The sequence below is a fragment of the Deltaproteobacteria bacterium genome (assembly GCA_017302835.1).
Taxonomy (GTDB): domain Bacteria; phylum Bdellovibrionota; class Bdellovibrionia; order Bdellovibrionales; family Bdellovibrionaceae; genus UBA2316.
The window spans coordinates 103,100-126,095 of the sequence record JAFLCC010000010.1 but is presented as its reverse complement, the minus strand read 5'-3'; the positions used below and the strand labels follow the sequence as shown (position 1 = coordinate 126,095).

Genomic DNA, 22,996 nt, shown 5'->3' with positions numbered 1-22,996 from the left:
AGTCAACCTCTAAGAATGAGGAAGGCCTCAGTGAAAGGAATAAAATGAAACCTATGATTATTAATGATTCAGGAATGGAGTTGCCTGAAGAAGCCTTATTAAAGTGGGTCAAAGACATAACGATCGAACTTTTAAAGAAAAATGTTCTTTCTATTGATAAAAAAGGCAAAGAAGTAGGTTTGGTTTTTTTAAATGAAAATGATGCCAAAAAGCTAAATTGGAATTACCGTTGTAAAGATTATCCGACAGATATTTTAAGTTTTGATTCTGAAGATCCAGATTCACTTGGTGAATTGGTTCTATGTCCTCAGGTTATTACAAGACAGGCTGCTGAACATGGACTCAGTCGTGAAGATGAGTTCGGTTACACGCTCCTACATGGAGTTTTACATTTACTTGGTTATGATCATGAAAAGAGTAAAGAAAACGAAACTTTAATGATGGGAATTCAAGATGATGTTTTTGAAATCATAAGGAGTCCAAAAAAGAATATAAAAACAATCGAGAAAACAAATAAAAAAAGCGACAGGGATAATGTGAATGTTGAGGCAAAAGGGGCGCCTAAAGTAAAACCGAAGGAAAAAGCAAAAGCAAATGAAAAGCTGAATTCTAAAACTCATTCCAAAACGAAAGCCAAACCCATAGCCAAGTCCAAATCCAAATTCAAACCCAAACCCAAACCCAAATCCAAACCCAAATCAGACAAAAAGAAAAGGACTTAATGCCATGTCTTTAGTCGCAGAGCTGAGTGATGTGAATCGAAAAATGAGTAGTTTGGATGTTTTATCAAAAGAGATCAGGGGGTATCTTTGACCTGGACGCGAAGAAAAAGCGTTTGGAAGAGGTCGTTATGTCCTCAGAAAATCCTGCTATTTGGGAAAAGCCTCTGGAAATGCAAAAACTTAATAAAGAGAAATCCTTTTTAATTAAATCCATTGAAGAGTGGGACTCTTTTTACAAAAGGCTCGAAGATGCCAAAGTTCTCTTAGAAATGGCCGTCGAAGAACAAGATGAGGGCACTTTTAAAGAAGTTAAACAGGAATTAAAAATAATCGAAGAGCTTGGAAAATCTTTAGAATTAAAAAGGGTTCTAAATGGAGAGTTAGATCCAAATAACACCTATTTGTCAATAAACTCAGGAGCTGGTGGCACTGAGTCCTGTGATTGGGCGGAAATGTTGCTCAGAATGTATATGAAATTTTGTGATAAAAAAGGCTACCGGTATGAACTTATCGATCGTAATGATGGAGATGAGGCGGGTGTTAAATCCTGCACGATTCTTATTGAGGGTCCCTATGCTTATGGGTATTTAAAAGCAGAAAGTGGAGTTCATCGCTTGGTTCGAATTTCACCTTTTGATAGCAATGCAAGAAGGCATACTTCTTTCGCATCTGTTTTTGCATGGGCGGAAGTAGACGACAGTATAGAAATTGAAGTTAAGCCGGATGATTTAAAAGTTGAAACATTTCGATCCAGTGGGGCTGGTGGGCAGCACGTTAATAGAACAGATTCTGCAGTCAGAATGTATCACTTGCCTTCCGGAATCATTGTTCAATGTCAAACGCAAAGATCACAAATTCAAAATCGCGAAAAAGCATTAAAAATGTTAAAGGCTCAACTGTACGAGAAAGAATTAGAAAAAAGGAATAAAGAGAAAGATGAAATGAATTCCCAGAAGAAAGCCGTCGAGTGGGGTTCGCAAATAAGATCCTATGTGATGCATCCTTATCAGCTCGTCAAAGATCATCGTACGGACCATGAAACAAGCCAAGTTCAGGATGTTATGGATGGAGACCTTGAAGAATTTATTATGGCCTATTTAAAATCCACAATGCAGAATTCAAATGTTTAATAAAAATATATTTTATATTGCTTGGAAATTACTATTCACAAAAAAAGCACTTTTTGGAGGTTCAACTCCTTTAAGTTTATTGGGTCTTATTCTGGGTGTTGCCTGTCTTTTTGTTTCAATGGCCGTGATGAGTGGTTTTGAGTCCACCTTGAAAAAAACCATGTCAGATGTAACTGGGGATATTCAGGTTATAGAACGACCTAAGTCAAATCCAAATTGGCAAGAATTTGAAGCAAGTTTAATGAGTCTAGAACCGCAAATAAAAGTCACTACAAGGTTTTTATATTTAGAAGCGGTGTTAGCAAATCAGGGACAAATTTCTGGCGTCTTAGTTCAAGGGGTCGATAAAGATAAATATAATGAGGTCTTAAATATAAAATCTAGAATTATTAACGGCGAGAATTCTCTTTCTGAAAAAAATGGTTTTCCTGGTGCTTTCATAGGTAAAGGCATTGCGAAAAGAATGAATTTTAAGGTTGGTGATGTCTTTAAAATTGTTGTTCCAATAACGGATAATTTTAATCCAGGGGTTTTTAAGAGGCAAATGGGTGAATTTAGAATTTCAGCCATTTTAGATTTAGGGAAACATGAATGGAATGAACGATCCATCATTGTTGATATCCAGGAAGCGCAAAAGGTGGCATTAGTGGGCAACCGTTATACGGGATTATTAATTAAGACCTATGACTTGGACAGAGCCAGAGAAACTGCTTTTCATTTAGCAAAAAAATTAGGGCCTGAGTTTTGGATTCGAGACTGGAAAGACGTGAATGAAAATCTTTTTGATGCCGTGGTAATTGAAAGGGTTGTTATTTTTCTTGTTGTTTTAATTATCGTTATTGTCGCAGCTTTTAATATTTCTTCGACGCTTTATGTGGGTGTTATTCAAAGAAATAATGACATTGCTATTCTCAAAACTTTAGGCGTTTCGCAAAAGCAAGTGTTGCATATTTTTACATTGCAAGGGTTGTTTCTTGGCACCTTTGGTTTTGTATTAGGTAATGTGCTCGGTTTAATCTTGTGTCAGTTGTTTATGTGGGGGCAAAGGATTTTTGATTTAATTCCTGGCTCTGTTTATAAAATTGATAATATTGTTATTGAAATAAGATGGTTGGACCTGAGTGCTATTGGCATTGCGACTTTAATCATTTGCTATTTAGCAACCTTAGCGCCAGCGTATAGAAGCTCAAGGTTAACAGTCGTCGAGGGTTTAAGGTATGGGTAGTAATTTATTGTCAGCAGAAAATATCTATAAAAGTTATCAACAAGGTTCCAGCGAATTAGAGATTTTAAAAGGAGTTAATTTAGATATCAAAGTTGGGGATGCCATAGGGATCGTAGGAAGTAGTGGTTCGGGAAAATCAACTTTGCTGCAAATATTGGGAACTTTGGACAAGCCCAATAGCGGAGAGCTTATTTATCAGGAAAAAAATCTTTTTGATTTATCAGATGAAGAGGTTTCTTTGTTCCGAAATCAAACTATGGGTTTTGTTTTTCAGTTCCATCATTTGCTAAGGGAATTGACAGCTATTGAAAATGTTCTATTGCCTTGTCGTATTGCAAATCAAAATATGATAAAAGCTGCAAACTATGCCAAAGAGATTTTAAATATGCTTGGATTGGGGGATCGCATGGACCATTATCCAAATCAATTGTCTGGTGGTGAATTGCAAAGGGCTGCCATTGCTAGGGCGCTTATCCGCCATCCCAAAATTATTTTTGCCGACGAACCAACGGGAAATCTAGACTCCATCAATAGTCGAAAGATTCAAGAATTATTTTTTCTTATCAGAGAGCAATTAAAAATTACTTTAGTGGTTGTCACACATGATCTCCACTTTGCACAAAAATTTCCTAGAGTGATGCATTTGAAAGATGGAAACTGGAATTAAGGGCCCTAACACACTGCTTTTTTAGTTGTGAGTCATCTTGTAAAAGATAATATTCTTTCAATCATGCTATGTGGTTATCAAAGATTAAAAGTAATAATAGTTCTTGGATTTATATTTGGCTTTTCTGCATCTTTTTCTAAAGAGAAAACAACGCCAAAGACTCTTGCAAAAAAAATATCTCAATCTAAAATTAAGAATAAAGAAGAGGTCCCATTACTTACTCAGAAATCTTTTTTAAGAGACATTCAAATTGAGGGGCAACGAAAAATTGAAAAGGATGCTATTCTCAACCGAATTAAGCTTAAAGTGGGTCAATCCTACTCAAAAGAAGAATTAAGGGAAAACTTAAGAGAAGATGTGACCCAATTATTTAAATCAGGTTTTTTCTTCAATGTTGAAGTTAACAAAACAGAAATTGCAGATGGTTTTGTTTTAAAATATAAAGTTTTTGAAAAGCCTTCCATTGCTGAAATCAGCTGGGAGGGTATATCAGAAGATGTTAAAAAGGAAGAACTTCAAGAAGCTCTAGGGGTGAAGGAATTCGAGATCTTAAATATGGCCAAACTTAAAGAAGGCCAGGAAAAGATTCAAAAATATTTCGAAGATAAAGGGTTCTTTCTTGCAAAAATTGATATTAAAACTGAAGACCTTGTCAAAAATGAGACAGTAAAGTTAAAAATAAACCTTAAACAAAACGACCGTGTCAAGGTAAAGAAAATTACTTTTTTAGGAAACAAGAAGCTCTCTGACTCTGCTTTGATCATTGATCAACTTATTTCAGAAGAAGGTTTTTTCACTGGGTTATCTGGTTCTGGCCAGTTTAAGCAAGATATGTTTGAACGTTGGATACAAGGTATACGATTTATTTACTTTAATCAGGGATATATTCAGGCCAAAATTGATCGTCCTCAGGTCACCGTTACTCCTGATAAAAAAGGGATCTATATCACTATTCATATTGAAGAAGGTGAGCAATTTGAAGTGGGTGAGATTGATTTTTCTGGGGATGTTTTATTTTCCAGAGATGAACTGTTAGAAACAATCAAGTTGGATGAAAATAAAATTTTTGCCTACGATGTTCTTCAAAAGGATCTGGTCGATTTGCAAGCTAAATATGGAGATCTTGGCTATGCCTTTGCGAATGTGAATCCACAGTGGAAAGTGAAAGAAAAAGAAAGAAAAGTTGATTTGGTTTTTGAATTTGATAAGGGAAACAAGGTCTATTTCGGACGCATTCAAATTGTTGGTAATTCTAAAACCAGGGATAAAGTTCTCAGAAGAGAAATGAAAATTCTCGAAGGGGAATTGTACAATGAGACTCGTCGACGACAGTCTCTTGAAAACATTCAAAGATTAGGTTTTTTTGATGAGGTGAATTTTAAAACGTCGACTCCGCCAGACAAACTAGATATCATGAATATTGATGTCGTGATCAAAGAAAGAAACACCGGGCAAATTCAAGTAGGTGCTGGCTATGGAAGCTCTCAGGGATTTACTTTACAGGGTAGTGTACAGCAGACAAACTTTTTGGGGCGTGGCCAAAACTTGGGTGTGAGTTTGAACTTGGCAAAGAATTATTCCATGTATGATGTTTCTTTCACTGAGCCTTACTTTCGTGACTCCATTTGGTCCCTGGGGTTTCGTGTTTTTAGGAGTGAAAATTCTGGACGTGCTGATTATGACGAAACCAAAACGGGTGGGTCTATTTTCCTTGGACATCCCTTGGGGGATTACTTGAGATTTAATGCGAGTTACACTTATTCAGCTACCAGATTGTTTGCAGCTAAAGTGAATGATGTTGTGGTTACTGATTTTGATTTATTCCCATTGAACACGGCAGAAGGGGATGCTGGTTTGTTGGGTTTGAGTTTAGATTATGATACTCGAAACGATCGGTTTAAGCCCTCCAAGGGGATTCATGCAAGGCTTGGCTATTCGGTAACTGGGCCTTTTGGTGGAAATTTAAGATATTATAAAGCCAATACAGATTTTAAATTTTTTAAGAATCTTTTTTGGGATGTTGTTTTTCGTAATTCCATTAGTTACGCTCGGATCGAGTCCACAGATCCGACCCGTAATCCTCCTTTTAATGAATTGTATTTGCTTGGAGGTCCCTACAGTTTAAGAGGTTACCGTTACCCTCGAGTAGGTAAGCAAGTTGTTTCTCAAAAAGCTAAAAAAGAGCTTCAAGACAAGGGTGAAACTGTCGATTTAGATGAAAAAGCTAAGAGATTTTATGGCGGTTCTCAGCAATTGATATATCAAGGTGAATTGATGTTTCCTTTAATTCGAGAAGCCCAAATGTATGGAGTGACTTTTTACGATGTAGGTCAGGCGAATGATGTGATAACTGAAGGAAACTTTTTCGCAGATACTGGTTTTGGTATTCGCTGGTTTTCTCCTATTGGTCCCTTAAGATTTGAGTGGGGTTTCCCTTTAAATAGAGATACTTATTGGCATGAGGCCGTCGTTTTTGAGTTTTCTATTGGCGCTCCATTTTAAGAGTCGACTTTTATTTAGAATGTCGTTATTATTCCGCTAGTGTGTTTTCAATTTTTAAGAAGATTATTAATTTTAGGAGAAATTATGACTTTTAATTCTAAATTGTTAGTTGGTTTGTTGTATATCGCTTCGGTTTCTTTTTCTGCTGAGTTCAAGCTAGGTGTTGTAAATATGCAAAAAGCAATTCAAGCAACAGCGGCTGGGAAAAAAGCAAAAACGGAATTAGAGTCTGATTTTGAAAAAAAGAAAAAAGAATTACAAAAAAAAGAAGCTGATTTGAAAAAGATGCAAGAGGATATTGAAAAGAAAAAAAGTGTTCTTTCCGAAGAGGTCTTAATAAAGAAACAAGAAGAGTTTCGTGAAGAGATGATGAAATTTCAACAGGTGGTTGGAAAAAATCAATCAGAGATTCAGAAGAAAGAGCAAGAATTAACTCAGCCTATTTTGGAAAAAATGAGAAAAACAATCGAAAAAATTTCTAAAGAAAAAGGTTATTCTGCCGTTATTGAAAATACAGCCATGGTTTTATATATAGATAGTTCCCATGATCTGACAGATGAAGTTGTTAAAGCTTTTGAAAAAGAAAAATAGTTAGTTATATGAAAATTCATCCTTCAAGTGTTATTTCTCCTGAGGTTGAAATTGGCCCTGATGTCGAAATTGGCCCCTATTGCTTGCTTCAGGGAAAAATTAAAATAGGTAAGGGAACATTTATCGAGGGTCATGCCACCGTTGGTTCAAGGTATGGAATCTTGGATATTGGAGAAAATAATCATATCATGCCGGGGGCTGTAATTGGGGGGCCACCTCAAGATGTGACTTACAAATCTGAACCCACACGATTAATTATTGGGAATAATAATACCTTTAGAGAATTTTCCACTGTCAACTTAGCAACGAGCAAGGGTGATGGAAAAACGGAGATTGGGAATAATTGTTACTTTATGGCCTACACCCATGTGGGACATGATTGTAAAATCGGAAATAATGTGATCGTGGCAAATGATTCTCACATGGGAGGGCATTGTATTATTGAAGACAATGTTGTGATTGGTGGGATTTGTGCTTTTAATCAATTTACAAGAGTTGGAAAGAATGCCTTTATAGCTGGTAGCTCTGTGGTTAATAAGGACATTCTTCCGTTCAGTCGTGCGCAAGGAACCTATGCCTTGATCAGGGCCACTAATAAGGTGGGATTAGCTAGGAAAGGTTTTTCAAAAGAGGAAGTTCAAAATGTTCATAAGGCTATCCGTATTTTGGTAATGGGTACGGGCACAGTTGAAGAGGCATTAAGTAAAATTTCCATGGAATGTATTCCTTCTGAAAACATAAGTTATCTTGTTCAATTCATTAGATCTTCTAAACGAGGAATTGCCATTTCACGAGGAAAAGCTTCTTCCGTTGAAAATGAAATGGAATAAACTGAAGTGCTTTGAAATAAACTGAAATAGAAATGAAAAGCCTTGTTGAGGGAAAAGGATTTTATTAATGAAAAAATTAAGGGCTGCTGTTGTTGGTGTTGGGTATCTTGGTCATTTTCATGCTCAAAAATATAAGAACAATTCTCAATCTGAACTTGTGGGTGTTTGTGATTCCAACTTGGACTTGGCAAAACAAAGATCGAAGGAGTTGGGTGTTCCCTTTTATTCCGATCCAAAGGAATTAATTGGAAAGGTCGATTTGGTAACGATTGCGGCTTCAACGACCTATCACTTTGAATTGGCTTCTCTGTTTTTGAGTGCGGGTATTCCAACGAATCTTGAGAAACCCATGACGGCCACTTTAGAACAGGCACAAAAACTATTTGAAATTCAACAAAAAACAAAAACCTTATTAACTTTAGGTCATATTGAAAGATTTAATCCGGCAATTTTAGAACTTAAAAGCCAGATGAATGAGAAAACCTATCATATCGAGCTAACTCGATGGAGCACGTTTAAATCAAGGGGCTCTGATGTCTCTGTTGTGTATGATCTGATGATTCATGATATTGATTTACTGTTCTATTTATTAGAATCGGATGTAAAGGATTATTTTGTTTCCGGTGCTAGTTTAGTTTCTAAAGAATTGGATTCAGTTGCTGGAAGTTTTAAAATGCAAAATGGGAAAACAGCAACCATTTCAGTCAGTCGAGTGAGTTCAAAAATAAATAGAAATATCAAAGTTTATGGAGCTGATAAAATTTTAAATGCGAATACTGCGAATTTAGAAATTGAAATTCAGGTAAAGAATCAGAAACCAACAAGCCCAGATGATTTGGTTTTAAATCAACATCTACAGGTAAATAAAGTGGATGCCCTTCAGGAAGAAACAAATCATTTTATAAATTGTGTTTTGGGTCTGGAAAAACCAAAAATTACGGTTTTAGATGGGTTAAAATCAATGGAATGGGCTCACAAAATTACTGAGTCAATTTATGGAAAGTGAAAGAAAAGATGTTCTTATTATTTCTGCCGAGGCGTCCTCTAATCTATATGCGCAAAGAATTTTAGAAATATGGAAGGAAAGCCATCCTCGCCTTCAAGCCTTTGGTGTTGGATCTTCCGAAATGGAAGCTCTTGGCTTTGAACGATTAGGTAAAGCCGAGGAAATGGCCCTGGTAGGTGCTGCAGAAATTATTGAACACTATAGCGATATTAAAAAGGTTTTTAATAGAATTTTGGAAGAAGTAAAGGCCAGAAAACCCAGATTTGCATTATTGCTTGATTACCCCGAATTCAATATAAGATTAGCCAAAGAATTAAAAAAAATGAACGTCTTCGTATTCTATTATATTTCTCCTCAAATTTGGGCTTGGAGAAAAAATCGAGTTTTTCAAATGAAAGCTTATTGCGAAAAAGTTTTTCTTATTTTTCCATTTGAAATTCCGTTTTATGAAAAACATAAAGTGCCGTTTGAGTTCGTGGGACATCCTATCTTAGATGAGCTCAGATCAGAATATTTAGATGGACCAAGTATTGAAAATGAACGATTGAAGTGTGGGATTCAGCCTCATGAGATTGTTTTGGGTCTTATGCCAGGATCCCGCAAAGGAGAATTACAAAGACATTTCCAGATTCAATTAGAAGTCGCTAGGCGGATTTCCCAGAGGGTCGACAATTTAAAAGTTTTAATTCTTTGTGCTCCCAGTTTTGATAAAACGGATTTATATCCTTTTTTAGAAGATTTTAAAATTCCATTTATAATAATGAAAACCGATCCCTTTAAAATGATTTCACTAACAGATTTAATCTTAGCAGCTTCTGGAACAGCGACATTGATGGTGGGTCTTCTTGAAAAGCCAATGGTTATCATGTACCGAATGAAATGGTTGACTGGAATCATTGCAAAGCTTTTAGTAAAAGGGGTACGTTTTTTTGGTATCACCAATTTAATTTTAGAAAAGGAAGTCAGTCCAGAAAGATTTCAAAATCAAGCGAGTATTGAAAACCTAGAAAATTTAGTTTTTGATTTAATTTCTAAGAAGGATTTGTTCAATTATCAGAAACAGGAATTAAAATTATTAAAAGAAAAATTAGGAAATAAAGGAGCAACTTTAAGAGTTGTGAAGCTGTTAGATCAATATTTATGAAATGGATTCTTATTTTATTAAGTCAAATTTATTCTGGGGTGCATTCTTTTTATAAGAAAATGTATTCTTTAGGAATATTTAAAGTAAATCGTTTATCTGTTCCCGTATTATCTATTGGTAACCTCACTGTTGGGGGGTCTGGAAAAACACCGGTGATGATTTATCTTGTTAATTTGTTCCAGAAAAAAAAGTATAAAATTGCGGTTGTTAGCAAAAATTATAAAAGTAAAATTAAAAAAATATCTAAGATTGATGCTCAACTAAAGGGTGCTGCAGACTATGGAGATGAGCCCTATTTGATCAATCAAAAAACCCAATCGATTGGTTATATTGGTCCTAAAAAATATTTGACAGCTAAAGAAGTAACAAGAAATGAAAAGGTAGATTATATATTTATTGATGATGGATTTCAGCACCATCCTCTTTTTAAAAATTGCAATATTTTACTTATTGATGTGACTCAATGGGAATTTCCGGCAAAATTGCTTCCTTGGGGTCGTTATCGTGATGATTTTTCTGAAGCAGAAAAAGCTCACATTCTTTTTTGGACAAAAACAAATTTGATTTCACCCCTGGCTTTCGCTGAAATGAAAAAAAAGTTAAATTATAAAGGGCCTCAATTTGAAATTCAATTTTTAACGGATCAATTTCTGGACACCATAAATAATGAAAAAAAACAAATTTTTGAATTACCCAAAAAAGTAGTTTTATTTTGTGGATTAGCAAATCCAGACCCTTTGATCAAAGGATTAAAAGACGTGAATAAGGATCTAGAAATAATCGTAAAACTATTTCCTGATCATTTTCAGTACAGGGAATCAGATATTAAGAAAATTTTGGAGAAACCTTTAAATTTCAAATATTTTCTGACCACGGAAAAGGATTATGTAAAAATTAAATCGTTTTGGCCTAGGGAATATCCGTTAGGAATTCTATTACTTGATTTAAAATTAAATAAAGAAGATAAAGAGCTTTATGAAGTGGTTTCTCGATACTTGTCTTAGTTTGTTTTGTCGATTTGTTTTTCTTTTGCCAAGAAAGGTTTCAAGGGGATTATTCAGTTTATTTGGATTTTTTTGGTTTGATCTTTTTCAATTTAGAAAAAAAATTGTTCTTGATAATTTGAAAATAGCCTTTCCCGATTTATCATTAAAAGAACGTGAGAAAATAGGACGCCAAAGTGTCTATAATTTAATGGCAAGTTTAGCTGATTTTTTTATTATTCCGTTTATAGATCAAAAGTGGATTGAAACTAATGTCGTCTATCATGGCGTCGAAAATATGCAAAAGGCATTAAGTCTAGATAAAGGTGTTTTTGTTTTGAGCTTGCATATGGGGAATGGAGATTTGTCTGCTTCTCTCATTCAATTACAAAAATTTAAATTATTTTTAATTACAAAGTTTTTTAAAAATAAAATATTTAACGACATTTGGTTTCGTATTAGAGGCGCTCAAGGTGTTAGCTACATAGAGCCTCATGGAGAAAAAACTCCATTTCAAATATTAAAAGCTTTGAAAAGTAATGCCCTGGTTGTCTTTGTATTAGATCAGTATATGGGAAAACCATTTGGCTTAGAAACCTCTTTTTTCGGACGAAAGACTGGTACTGCCAAAGGATTAGCTTTGTTTTATTTGAAAACGAAATCTCCGATTATCCCTGTTTATTGTTACGAAGGTCAAGATGATAAATATCATGTCGTGTATGAACCTCAACTAGAGCTCAATCACTTAATAACAGAAGATAAAGACAAAACTTTGTTAGATTTGACACAAAAGTTTTGTCATGTGACTGAAAGCTTTATCCGAAAGCATCCAGATCAATGGATGTGGATTCACAGACGTTGGAAAAATTTTAATGATTAATGATAGTCTTAGATGATACTATTTGAACGTGGGTATCAAGGTAAAAATTTTTTTAGGAACGGCTTTATTTTTTTTAATATCATGTTCTTCTAGTTTTTTAAAATTAGACAAAAAAGATGATGAATTTAAAAAAAATAAAGAATTTGAAGAAAAAGTCGTTATTAAAGAAATTAAAGAAATCAAAGAGATTAAAGATTCCACCCCACCATCCCAGGCCCTTGAATCGACAAAGTCCAATGCGAATTCTAACACTCTTCCCGTTTTAAAAAGTAGTGATAAAGAAAAAGCAGCGCTTGATTTAACAGGGGCTAAAGCCAAAAAGAAAAGAAATCAGCTCAATTCTAAATCTGAGAAACCAAATAAAGCAGAGTCGGATTTAACACCAGTAAAAGTACCAGAGACATCCATCCCTGAAATTCCTAAAAGGGAACCGGATCTTGAAGATTTAGAAGGCTTTAGCGGCCGTCGTCCTTTAATTGATCCCTTCAGGGTCGGTGAAGAAGTTGTTCATGATGTTCATTACTTCAAAGTTTCGGCAGGGGAATTGTTTTTAAGAGTAGAACCATTTGTCGAAGTAAATGGAAAAAAAGCATACACTTTTACCACAGAGATTAAGTCCTCTTCCATGTTTTCCACTTTTTATTCAGCCCAAGATAAATCGGTAACCTATGTAGATTATTTCGACCTGGTTCCACACGTTTTTACTTTATCTGTTCAAGAAACAGGACAATTAAAAGATGCCAAGGGTTTAATAGATATACAGAAAAACATGGCCACTTATTGGGAAAAAAAGTTTACAAAAAAAAGTGGCCAAGAAGAGAAAAAATTAGAGTGGGAAGTGTTGCCCTTTTCTCAGAATGTTTATAGTGCCGCTTATTATATGCGTCTCTTTAAATGGGAAGTTGGAAAGGAGTACGCATTTCGTGTGGCAGATCAGGGCGAAAATTTAGTTTTCAGAGGGAAAGCCTTAAGAAAAGAAAAATTGGAAACAGATATTGGTGAGTTTGACACCATCGTAGTAAAGCCAGAGATAACGGTGAAGGGTGTTTTCAGACCCATCGGAGATATTTTTTTCTGGTTGAGTGATGATGACAGAAAGTTTATACTGCGAATCGAATCAAATATTAAAATTGGGACCATTGTTTCTGAAGTCATTCGCCTTAATAAAGGGCAATTATGAGTATTGAAAAATTAATTAAAGAAAAACTGCAAATAAAGTTTAGTCCTGTTTTTTTACTGGTAGAAAATGAATCCCATATGCATTCAGTTCCAGAAAATAGCGAAACTCATTTTAAAATTCTTGTGGCATCGGATTCATTTAAGGACTTAGGTCGAGTCGAAAGGCACCAACTAGTTTATTCAGTTTTAGGCGAAGAATTAAAAAATAAAGTTCATGCTCTTTCTCAGAGGATCTACAGTCTAGATGAGTGGGAAAAAATAAAGGACAATTATAATTTCACCTCTCCATTGTGTTCCGGCGCAAAGCGCAAATGAGAAATATGACTAAGATCATCAATCTGTTGATTTTTTTCGTAATATTTTGACTACCGCTAGTGAATAGTTTGCACTGGTAGTTATGAACTACTTGAGCTGTCAAATTACCTTTAGAGAAATTCCAGATGAAGTTTGTCTCTCAATATTAGTTACGGGGTGTCCTCTTAGGTGTGTCGATTGTAATTCTAAGGATTCTTGGAGACAAGATAATGGGTTCGTATTGAATGAAACTACTTTTGTAGAAATCCTTCAAAAAAAACAAAATTGGATTACCTGTGTGTTATTTCTTGGCGGAGAATGGAACAAAAAAGAGTTAATTCAGTTTTTAGAAATAACAAAATCGAAAAAATTAAAAACAGCCTTATTTACGGGTTTAACAGAGATTGATGAAGATTTAAAAAATAATTTAGATTTTCTAAAAACGGGACCTTATATAAAATCTTTGGGTGGATTAGAGAGCCCAACAACAAATCAGAAATTAATACATATTCAGTCAGGTAAAAAAATAAATCACTTCAAGGAGGAGTTCATTGATCAGATTAAGTGAAACACAATTAAAAAGTAAACAGGACTATGTGAAGCAGTACATGTCTTCAAGCAATGCAGCAGACAGTTCAAAAATGGATGCCAATGCCAATGTCTCGATAAAAAATATTTCCACGCTAGAATCTGAAATTCATAAAGACATAAATATTCAGGTTAATCGTAAAATGGTTTCAGAAAAAATTGAATCTCTTTTTGGCCGAGACCTTGCTGAGGAATACATAAGGCAAATTGAGGACCACGATATTTATGTTCATGATGAGACGTCTTTAAAACCCTATTGCGTTTCGATTTCCATGTATCCATTTCTTCTTGATGGAATGACAAAATTAGGTGGAGAATCAAAGGCTCCAAAAAATTTAGGCTCATTTTGTGGCTCTTTTATCAATCTGGTGTTTGCCATTAGTGCTCAATTTGCTGGTGCTATTGCCACGGTAGAGTTCTTAAATTATTTTGATCATTTTGCTCGAAAAGAATTTGGCCCTCATTATTTAGATACAAATGAAAAACAAGTTGAAGCCTATTTTCAGCAAGTTGTTTATTCTATAAATCAGCCAGCTGCAGCCAGGGGCTACCAGAGTGTTTTTTGGAATATTTCTCTGTATGATAAATATTATTTTTCAAGTTTATTTGAAGGCTTTTTCTTTCCTGATGGGGATACACCCAGCTGGGAATCTGTGGATAAGCTGCAAAAGAAGTTTTTAACTTGGTTCAATAAAGAAAGAGAAAAGTCCCTATTGACCTTTCCCGTAGTGACTTTGGCGCTATTGACAGAAAATGATAAAGTAAAATGCAGGGATTATGCAGAATTTTCTGCAAATGAACTAGCTAAAGGAAATTCATTTTTTATATATTTGTCAGATACTCCAGATAGTCTGGCAAGTTGCTGTCGTCTACGAAATGAAATTACAAATCAGGGATTTAGTTATTCACTGGGAGCTGGGGGAATAGCGACAGGTAGTTTAAATGTGATCACTATCAATATGAATAGGCTCATACAATTGGGAAATAACTTAGAAGATCAAATTAGTAAAATTCACAAATATCAAATTGCTTATCGTAAATTAATGGACGATTTTTATCATGCCGGACTTTTGAATGTTTACGATGCCGGATTTATTTCAATGGATAAACAGTATTTAACTATTGGAATCAATGGAATGGTAGAGGCGGCTGAGTCGCTAGGTATTAAAATTTCAGATAATGATCAATATAAAAAGTTTTTACAAGAACATTTAAAACGGATTTATGATCTAAATAAAAAAGCTAGGGAGACCTACGGTTATATGTTTAATACGGAATTTGTTCCAGCTGAAAATTTAGGGGTTAAGAATTCATTTTGGGATAAAAAAGATAAACTGTTTAGTCCAAGAGAATGTTATAACTCCTATTTTTATATTGTTGAGGATCAGAGTATTGATTTCAGTGAAAAACTACTTTTGCATGGAAAAGAGATCACTCAATATCTGGATGGGGGGTCGGCGTTGCATTTAAATTTAGAAGAGAGTTTGACTCCATGGCAATATCTTTATTTACTGGATCAGGCTGCCAGAGTGGGGTGCAATTATTTTTGTACCAATATAAAAGTCACTGTATGTAACTCGTGCAATCATATTGATAAAAAAACCACTGATCATTGTGTGGTGTGCGGATCTGAAAATGTGGACTATGCGACAAGGGTTATTGGATATTTAAAAAGAGTATCTTCTTTTAGTAGCCAAAGACAGATGGAACATGATCGAAGATATTATCACTGCGACACTCACCAGAACAGAGTCAAGCAGGAAAACTATCATTTCAATACGGCTCAGAGTACAATCTAATGTTCATTTATTTTTGTTACTGAAATCAGTTACTCGATGAAGTTAACTTTAGAGGTTTTTTGTTATTTTTTGAAACTGGGAATGACTGGATTTGGCGGGCCAGTCGCCCTTGTTTCAATAATGCAAAAGGAACTTATTGAGGAAAATAAATGGATGAGCCCTGAAAAGTTTATTCAAGTTTTACCTTTATTAAAATCGATGCCTGGAGCTTTTTCATTTCAAACGGCTGTTTATTTGGGAAACCATAGAGGTGGGAGATTAGCTGGCTTCTTCGCTGGACTTGGTTTAATTTTACCCGCCTCCATTCTAATGGTATGGTTAGGGGTTTTCTTAAAGTCTTTCGGTGAAAATTCAGAGATAAAAATTTGGATACAGGGATTTCAATGGGGAGCCATTGTTCTTATGGCATCGGCCGTTGAAAGTTTATCGAAGATATACTGGCCTGATAAAAGATTTTGGCTTTTATTTTTCTTGTCACTGGTGTCGTTTGTTTTTTTTGATACCACTGAAATTCTATCCGTATTTATTTTTGGTTCCCTATCTTTGCTGCTTGAAAAAAATAAATTAAAAAAGGGAACTCCTCTGAACTTCATTCTATTTGGTTTTGGAGGCTTGGGGGTAAACCTCGTGGCGCCCAGCTTGGCCTCTTTGTTTTTGATTTGTTTTGGTGCTGGCGCGTTTGTTTTTGGGACCGGGATCGCTATTGCGCCCATATTAGAAACCTATTTTGTACTTCAAAACAAATGGATAACTCACGATGAGTTTATGACGGCCTTGGCGTTAAGCCAAATGACCCCAGGACCCATTTTAGTTATCGTAGCGCTTATTGGTTACAAAGTTCTTGGAATAAAGGGTGCGGTGGTTTCGACACTGGCGGTATATGCGCCAGGTTGGATTCATATGCTTACCTGGTTTCCATCTGTTTCTGAAAAATTAACTTCAAAAAAAACCATTCAGGTGTTTTTAAAAGGCGCCCTCGCTGCTGTTGTCGCTTGTATTTGTTTGACCCTATTTAATATGTGTAAGTTAGGAAATTTAAATGCTATTGGAATTCCCTTGGTGATCATGCTTTTCATTCTTGGAAAGAAAATGAAGATTAAGTCTTGGCAATTAATACTTCTTGCAGGGGTGATTTTTAGAATAATGTCTCATATTAGAACAATGAATCTTTAATTGAGAATTAAAGATTATTTTAGTTTATATTCTCCTTAACTTATTTAAAATAATTCCGATCGGCTGAGTGAGGTTGGGGGTAGTCATGAAGTACAAATCTGTATTAATTATCGATGACGAAGTGGACATAGCGGACACGGTTTCGGAAGTCTTAAGTGATCTTTTTGAAAATATAAGTAAGGCTAAAGATGGTGAGGAAGCTTATAATTTAGTGATTAAACAGAATTTTGATCTCATCATTTCCGATATCATGATGCCAAAACTGAAGGGTGATGAGTTTTTAACAAAGATCCGGATGAAGGGTGTTCACACTCCGATTATCTTTATCACTGGAAATGGTAACAAAGAAAATCTAATGAGTGCATTGAGATTGGGAGCTGTGGATTATATTGAAAAGCCCTTTGATCTGGACAAGTTTACAGACTTAGTTTCAAGAACCATGGAATATGTAAGTGAAAAAAATGAGCTGGAAAACCTAAAATCAAAAGAAACTCCTAATTCTGATAAGTTTATTATTGAAAACCAGAAAAAAACAGTTGGTATTTTACAGGTGGCAAAATATCTCAAAAGTAAAATTGGTTGAACAAAATAATTTGACAGAAAGTTACTGAGATTTAAGAACTTGTGGTTTGACACTTAAATAGTCTAATTTTAAAATCCAAAAATGCTCAAAAATGAAATTTCTGTTGGACGTAGAGTGATTTTTAAAGAAAGTCTTAGTTGCCATATACTGCCTGGTAAGTTTGGTGAATTGGTCGATTCTGAAGTGTATTCCAAAATATTTAGCTTCTGGAAACAACAATGGGAACCCGTAATGCGATCAGTGGGAAAAGCGGACTCATTGCACAGTGATGAATTCCTAAGGCAGTTTGAAATCATAGCTCTTTCGTATGAGTCCGATGTTGTGGGCGTACTTGGGTTGGACTTGTTTGATCTCGATAATCCAATTCACTTGAGTCATTCTTATTTTTCTTGGTTAAATGAAGTAGAAAGAAAAATTTTTCATAATTTTGGATTTTCCTTTATTATAAATCAACTGGCTGTATCTAAACTTTGGCGTGGTGGATTTGGAGCCGCTGATTTACTTGTAGGTTTGGCGGTCAAGCGCATGGAAAATAGTCCTTTCCAACGTTGTGTTTGTTACACAAGAAATCAAAAAAAGACGGACTCGCTCGCGCACCGATGGGGGGCTAGACCCATTTTAACTGGACAATTAGTACATAATGAGCCGTCCACTTATTTCGAATTTGAAAAAAACTGCTATTCAAATACAGATCACCCCTTAAAAACAATGGTGGAGGATCTTTGGTCCAAAGCCGCCATCCAAGGAGATATTAATTTAAACAAAAGAATTCCAAATAAAAATAGTCTAAATAGAAGTATTAAAAAAGGAGAGATATATGATAAAGACATCGACCTGTGAATCAGTTTATTCCACCATGCTTGCAGAGATTGACTCCATTCATAAAGTGGCAATGGCGTTTGAATGGGAAAATAAAGGTTTATATGCTGATTGGTTGGCACAAAGCTTTTTTTACGTTTCTTGGACAACAAGACAATTAGCTTTAGCCTCGGCTCATACAAAACCAGTTATAGAAGATGAATACCACTGGCGCTTTGTTGAAGAGGCCAGAGAAGAAAAAAAACATGAAATACTATGCCTTCATGACTTAAAGTCCATGGGTTATTCCCTTTCTCAATTTCAAGAATATCCTCACAGCTCATTTTTTTACCAAACGCTTAATTACATGATTGAGCGTGTTCACCCAATTTCAATTTTGGGATACTCGCTCACATTAGAAGGTTTTGCTGCTCAAAAAGCGGGTGAAATTTATGAAAGAGTTAAAAATCAACACGGTTTGACTCCAACTAGTTTTTTGAAAGTGCATTGCGAGGTTGACAAAGATCATTTCGCAAACGCTTTGCCCTACTTAAAATCATGCCCAGAAAATCTTCTACCGATTGTTGAGAAATCGATAAAACAATGTTCTGTCATCTATCGTGGTATATTCTCTGATATTTATGAAAATCAGAATCGTCAGGCCTTAGCCCGCGTTCCAGAATTGCAACTATAGGTGCTGTTTAATATTTAGTTTTGTTTCATTTTGGGAAAATATGAAAAAATCCAAAGAAAAGTCTTAAGAACTTTCATATCTTCCCGAGAAATAGAATTAGCATGGTTTTACAAACACTTGTTTATATTTTTGGAATTGTTTTGATTTTTAATTCTGTATTTACTGGAATACTTTGGTATAGAAATAAAGAAGATTTATTAAAAAAATTATTATTTTTTTGGTTAACCGGTTTATTTGCCTATGTTTTCCAGGGAGTGTTCAATAGCCTGTCATTATATGGTTTTCTGGGGTTTTCAATAAATGGCCTCAGCGCTTATTTTTTGACTTCAATTCTCTATGATTCGTTTCAAAACAAAGTGCCTTCAATTTTGTTTTTATTTATTGGGCTTGTTGGTTTTTTTACTTCTATTGTAATGTTTGTAATGGGCTCTTCTTATACCATTTCGGTGACGCCCTATGTAGTATCTGTTGTTTTAATTTTACTTATTTCAATTATAGATGCCATAAAAGCAAAGCCTGATTATCTACAAAAGGGATTTATTTTTCTTATTTTTATGAATACCTTACATATGGCGGATTATCCCATTTTACGCCCCCAAGAAGATTTGGCCATTTTTGGGTTTTCAGCGAGTTTGGTTTTTTTCTTTAGTTATTCAATTTATATTCCCTTATTTATTACCAAAAAGTTATCGGAAAGATACACCTCAAATTTGCAGCTAGAAGTTAAAAAAAGAACTTCTGAACTAAACGATTTAACGGAGCAATTAAAGTTTTCGAACCTGTCACTTGAAGAACGAAACAAGAAACTAGACATTCTGGCAAACGAAAATGAAGCCCTCATTAATATTTTGGTTCATGATCTATCCAACCCAATTCAAATAATTTCAATTTGTAATAATAAAATATCAAAGTTAATCACTAAACCTGAACTTGATCCAATTATTGGAAAAATTAAACTAGCTCTGCACAACATTCATGAAGTGATAAAAACGATCCGTTCATTACATGCTTTAAAAATTGGTAAAAGCGCTTTAAGTTTAAAAAAAGTGAACTTAGTGACTATTTGCGAAGAATTGAGCATTCTGTTTGAAGAGAAATTGAATCAAAAAAAACTGATCCTCAGAATTAATAGTCACTCCTCAGAAATATCTACTTTTTCAGATCCTGAAATTCTTAAAAACCAGGTCCTGGCAAATCTTCTTTCAAATGCCATCAAATTTTCACCAGAAGGGGGTTTCATTGATTTGTTTTTATTTGAAACAAAAGACTCCATTAATATTAAACTTCAAGACTATGGGATTGGAATACCAAAAGAGTTAAAAAAAGATATTTTTTCCTTGTCTAAACCTACCAATAGACTTGGAACCAGTGGTGAAAAAGGCACAGGGCTTGGACTTCCGATTGTAAAAAAGTATTCGGAAATCATAAATTCAGACATTCATATTCTAGAGACAAAAGAGAATGAATCTGGTACTTGCTTTGAATTGCAGTTTAAAAAAGTGAATTAAGGTCTTTAGAATTTATTTAAGATGAGGCCGACTAGACCTTTGACTGAAGAAGATCTAGGAGAATAATTGATATTTTAATATCCTTGAAATCGTTGCTATCCTGATCAGGATGAAGAAGCTTTCCTATTTATTCATTCTGTTCTATTCATGTTATCTTTTTGGCAATCAATGCCTTAAAGGTTCACCGATGAACAAAAATTTCGAATATGAGTTAAGATCGGCCAAAGAAGCTATCGTTAAGGAATACCGAGAGGCAGCGGGTATCGCAAATACCACAGCCGTTGGTTTTTGTATCTATTGCTCAACCGGTTCTATGTTAGCTCCTAACTTAAAGATTAATCAACTGATCTCACAGAGTTGTATCGAAGGGGCTTTGAAGAGACAAATAAAACAGAAAGCCACCTACTGTAAAGATGGAAAACCAATCCAATTAAATGGAAATTTGATATCCAGATCTGCTTCCTGTGTGAATTCAGAGGTCTCAGGTTATATCACTCACGTCACTAACAAAGTTTTAAATTGTTTTAACAACTTGGAACTTAAAGGCGGAGGTTCTCTTCATTTAAGTCCTAAAACATTTTTTAAGAAAGTAAATAACGAAAGTGGATTTAATTTTTCTCCTTCCTACGGTGGGGGCGTTGGTGCCGGGCAATTGACGGGAATTGCTGTAAAAGAAATGAACATTCTCAGTTCAGGAAAATCAGGAAATGGGCGATACATTCTTGATTCCATTCTGAATTCGAATAAACCTGAGTGCTCAAGTTTAAAGGAAATTATTAGAGGTGATAAGAGTAACAAACTGTTTTTAAACAGAAGTGATAAAAGTATCTGTGAATGGGTATCCATAAACAGAGGCCTTCCAAGAAGTTTGGTTTATTCTCTCGGTTTCTTCACTTTCCTTCGAGAATCTTTAAAAAAAGAAATCAAGAGGTATGCATCAAATCTTAAAGTGGATGAGGATCTTTTGGATTCACTGACACTTGTTGCCTATGGGCCCAAGGGGCTATCTCGGGCAAAAGCGTTAATTCGCAATAATTTAAGAGGAAGTAATAACCAAAGTGCTATGAAGAGAATTGTAAATAACGAAGTCTATTTACGAAGAACAAATAAAACCTTAAAAGAAGTTAAGTTGAAGACAGGTGATTCATGCAATCTTATTTAGGTAAAGTATTCGTGATATTTATGTTATTTAACCATGTGAGGTTAGCTGGTATTAGCTTTGCTGATGAGGTTAATCAATCAAAAGAATTTTATTTAGAACTACAAAAATTGAGTCAGAATAAAAATCTGACTAAAAAAAGTTGGCTGGATTATATTTCTAAAGTGGATGCCCATTGTGAAAAGGTAAAGAAAAACTGTGAGTTTTTCTTTATGGTGGAAAGTTCCTTGGTCATTTTTGAGAAAGATGATTATGATGATGGTGGCCAGTGTGATCGTGCACAGTCAAATGTGGAGCTTCATTTTAATGGTCAACTTAAAGAACAAGAAGCACAAGTTAAATCAATAATCAGCAGGCTTTGCCCAGTTAATAAGAAATGAATACTAAACAAATGATAACGCCTTTTTTAGTATTTTTAATTCTCACTGGGTGTGGAGAATCAACCTTTCAAATTTCAAGTAATAAGGAGCTCAACAAAGGCTTTGTGAGTCCCCCTGTCCCTGATGAAGGTGATAAAAATATTAATGATGAAGAACCGCCAGGCTCCCTAGACCCAGAGATTATTCCCATTGTTCCCATCGTGGTCATCGGGCCCGAATTGTCCATATGTTCGAAATTAGATTTTAGCCAAATAACTTGGCCAGCTGTAATTTCAAAATTGGATAAAAATTTTTTAGCGCTAGTTTTGAATATTTCTGGAAGTTTTGAAGGGTTAAGTAGTTGGGCCAATTTAAGTAATAATTTTGATGGAATGGGAATCAGTTTAGGAATATTGCAACAGAATTTAGGTATGGGATCCTTGCAGCCTATTCTGGCCGAGTTTTTTAGTATCCTACCTAAGGATGATTTCAGTATTGAAAAAGATAAATTAACATCATTAAATAAGATGGTGGCTCAATGGAAAAACGATATGTCCTCATCGATAACTCAACATTCCTTCGATTCCCTTTTCCAAGAAAATTATCATCAGATCTCTGCGCTGGATGTTCAGGATTTTTTATCGAGCATGGCCATAGATTATTCCTTAAATAAAGGGTCTTCAATTATCAACCAGAAATCTGTAGCTTGGGCTTTGAGTGAATTATTTTTAGATGCTGGAAAGACTTTTAAATCTGATTGGGAAAAAGTATTGAATTCAATAGCGACTCATAAAGACTACAAAAGTCTTCAGTTAGCGTATTCTTTGACACTTTTTAATAAAGCCCTATTATATTTTAAAGCCTTCGGTCTAAGTGAAGTTCGCAGTCTTCTTACTATGTATGACTTTGTCGTTCAAAACGGAGGATTTAAGAAAAAGGTTTTAACTGAATATCAAAGTTTTGTTAAATTAAATCCAAATCTAAGTGAAACTCAAAAATTATTAAAAATACTAGAAATTAGAATTAAGGATGTTAAACCGGTATGGCAAAGTGATGTGTTGTCGAGAAAAAAAACAATTATTAACTCTTCAGGTGTTGTTCATGGTGTGCAAAGAAGTCTAATAAAGGAATACTGCTATGATCCTATTAGTAAAGTGGTAACCAGCCTTTGAAGACAGGGGT

Annotated in this window: 22 protein-coding genes and 1 pseudogene; all 23 read left to right on the top strand. The window is 34.8% G+C overall.

Features of this window, described 5'->3' with window-relative positions:
• Window positions 1–44 precede the first annotated feature (44 nt).
• A pseudogene (ybeY, locus tag J0M15_12250) lies at window positions 45–473 on the top strand (rRNA maturation RNase YbeY).
• A 305-nt stretch (window positions 474–778) separates the two neighbouring features.
• On the top strand, window positions 779–1,852 hold the full coding sequence (gene prfB, locus J0M15_12245) for a peptide chain release factor 2 (protein ID MBN8537816.1): 1,074 nt from the start codon (window positions 779–781) through the stop codon (window positions 1,850–1,852).
• Entirely contained in the window at window positions 1,845–3,077 is a 1,233-nt protein-coding gene (locus J0M15_12240; protein MBN8537815.1) for an ABC transporter permease, read from the top strand. Before prfB ends, J0M15_12240 begins: the two co-directional genes overlap by 8 nt.
• Complete coding sequence (locus tag J0M15_12235; protein ID MBN8537814.1) at window positions 3,070–3,744, top strand: ABC transporter ATP-binding protein; 675 nt, start codon at window positions 3,070–3,072, stop codon at window positions 3,742–3,744. Before J0M15_12240 ends, J0M15_12235 begins: the two co-directional genes overlap by 8 nt.
• A 63-nt stretch (window positions 3,745–3,807) precedes the next feature.
• The gene (gene bamA, locus J0M15_12230) at window positions 3,808–6,246 is read left to right on the top strand and encodes an outer membrane protein assembly factor BamA (protein ID MBN8537813.1); all 2,439 of its coding nucleotides are present in this window, start codon (window positions 3,808–3,810) and stop codon (window positions 6,244–6,246) included.
• Window positions 6,247–6,330: 84 nt separating this feature from the next.
• Window positions 6,331–6,837, top strand: a complete 507-nt coding sequence (locus tag J0M15_12225) for an OmpH family outer membrane protein (protein ID MBN8537812.1) — start codon at window positions 6,331–6,333, stop codon at window positions 6,835–6,837.
• An 8-nt stretch (window positions 6,838–6,845) separates the two neighbouring features.
• Window positions 6,846–7,667, top strand: a complete 822-nt coding sequence (gene lpxA / locus J0M15_12220) for an acyl-ACP--UDP-N-acetylglucosamine O-acyltransferase (GenBank protein ID MBN8537811.1) — start codon at window positions 6,846–6,848, stop codon at window positions 7,665–7,667.
• 67 nt (window positions 7,668–7,734) lie between these two features.
• Window positions 7,735–8,673 carry a Gfo/Idh/MocA family oxidoreductase gene (locus tag J0M15_12215; GenBank protein MBN8537810.1) on the top strand — a complete coding sequence of 313 codons (939 nt, stop codon included), beginning with the start codon at window positions 7,735–7,737 and terminating at the stop codon, window positions 8,671–8,673.
• A complete protein-coding gene (gene lpxB, locus J0M15_12210; protein ID MBN8537809.1) occupies window positions 8,663–9,817 on the top strand; it encodes a lipid-A-disaccharide synthase in 1,155 nt (384 codons plus the stop codon). Before J0M15_12215 ends, lpxB begins: the two co-directional genes overlap by 11 nt.
• Window positions 9,814–10,821 (top strand): tetraacyldisaccharide 4'-kinase, encoded by a 1,008-nt coding sequence (lpxK, locus tag J0M15_12205; GenBank protein MBN8537808.1) that lies wholly within the window; start codon window positions 9,814–9,816, stop codon window positions 10,819–10,821. The genes lpxB and lpxK overlap by 4 nt, the downstream gene beginning before the upstream one ends.
• On the top strand, window positions 10,793–11,680 hold the full coding sequence (locus J0M15_12200; GenBank protein MBN8537807.1) for a lipid A biosynthesis lauroyl acyltransferase: 888 nt from the start codon (window positions 10,793–10,795) through the stop codon (window positions 11,678–11,680). The genes lpxK and J0M15_12200 overlap by 29 nt, the downstream gene beginning before the upstream one ends.
• Before the next feature lie 46 nt (window positions 11,681–11,726).
• On the top strand, window positions 11,727–12,860 hold the full coding sequence (locus J0M15_12195) for a DUF3108 domain-containing protein (GenBank protein MBN8537806.1): 1,134 nt from the start codon (window positions 11,727–11,729) through the stop codon (window positions 12,858–12,860).
• Window positions 12,857–13,174, top strand: a complete 318-nt coding sequence (locus J0M15_12190; GenBank protein ID MBN8537805.1) for a BolA family transcriptional regulator — start codon at window positions 12,857–12,859, stop codon at window positions 13,172–13,174. Before J0M15_12195 ends, J0M15_12190 begins: the two co-directional genes overlap by 4 nt.
• A gap of 82 nt (window positions 13,175–13,256) precedes the next feature.
• Window positions 13,257–13,721 carry an anaerobic ribonucleoside-triphosphate reductase activating protein gene (gene nrdG / locus J0M15_12185; GenBank protein MBN8537804.1) on the top strand — a complete coding sequence of 155 codons (465 nt, stop codon included), beginning with the start codon at window positions 13,257–13,259 and terminating at the stop codon, window positions 13,719–13,721.
• Window positions 13,705–15,540, top strand: a complete 1,836-nt coding sequence (gene nrdD / locus J0M15_12180; protein ID MBN8537803.1) for an anaerobic ribonucleoside-triphosphate reductase — start codon at window positions 13,705–13,707, stop codon at window positions 15,538–15,540. The genes nrdG and nrdD overlap by 17 nt, the downstream gene beginning before the upstream one ends.
• A 36-nt stretch (window positions 15,541–15,576) precedes the next feature.
• Complete coding sequence (gene chrA, locus J0M15_12175; protein MBN8537802.1) at window positions 15,577–16,713, top strand: chromate efflux transporter; 1,137 nt, start codon at window positions 15,577–15,579, stop codon at window positions 16,711–16,713.
• A gap of 85 nt (window positions 16,714–16,798) precedes the next feature.
• Complete coding sequence (locus J0M15_12170) at window positions 16,799–17,296, top strand: response regulator (GenBank protein MBN8537801.1); 498 nt, start codon at window positions 16,799–16,801, stop codon at window positions 17,294–17,296.
• Between the two features lie 81 nt (window positions 17,297–17,377).
• On the top strand, window positions 17,378–18,136 hold the full coding sequence (locus tag J0M15_12165; GenBank protein ID MBN8537800.1) for a hypothetical protein: 759 nt from the start codon (window positions 17,378–17,380) through the stop codon (window positions 18,134–18,136).
• Complete coding sequence (locus J0M15_12160; protein MBN8537799.1) at window positions 18,114–18,788, top strand: iron-containing redox enzyme family protein; 675 nt, start codon at window positions 18,114–18,116, stop codon at window positions 18,786–18,788. Before J0M15_12165 ends, J0M15_12160 begins: the two co-directional genes overlap by 23 nt.
• Before the next feature lie 101 nt (window positions 18,789–18,889).
• A complete protein-coding gene (locus J0M15_12155; protein MBN8537798.1) occupies window positions 18,890–20,296 on the top strand; it encodes a HAMP domain-containing histidine kinase in 1,407 nt (468 codons plus the stop codon).
• A gap of 187 nt (window positions 20,297–20,483) precedes the next feature.
• Window positions 20,484–21,458, top strand: a complete 975-nt coding sequence (locus J0M15_12150) for a hypothetical protein (GenBank protein MBN8537797.1) — start codon at window positions 20,484–20,486, stop codon at window positions 21,456–21,458.
• Window positions 21,443–21,835, top strand: coding sequence for a hypothetical protein (locus tag J0M15_12145; protein ID MBN8537796.1), 393 nt, complete (start codon window positions 21,443–21,445; stop codon window positions 21,833–21,835). The genes J0M15_12150 and J0M15_12145 overlap by 16 nt, the downstream gene beginning before the upstream one ends.
• On the top strand, window positions 21,832–22,986 hold the full coding sequence (locus tag J0M15_12140) for a hypothetical protein (protein MBN8537795.1): 1,155 nt from the start codon (window positions 21,832–21,834) through the stop codon (window positions 22,984–22,986). The genes J0M15_12145 and J0M15_12140 overlap by 4 nt, the downstream gene beginning before the upstream one ends.
• The last annotated feature ends 10 nt before the right edge of the window (window positions 22,987–22,996 follow it).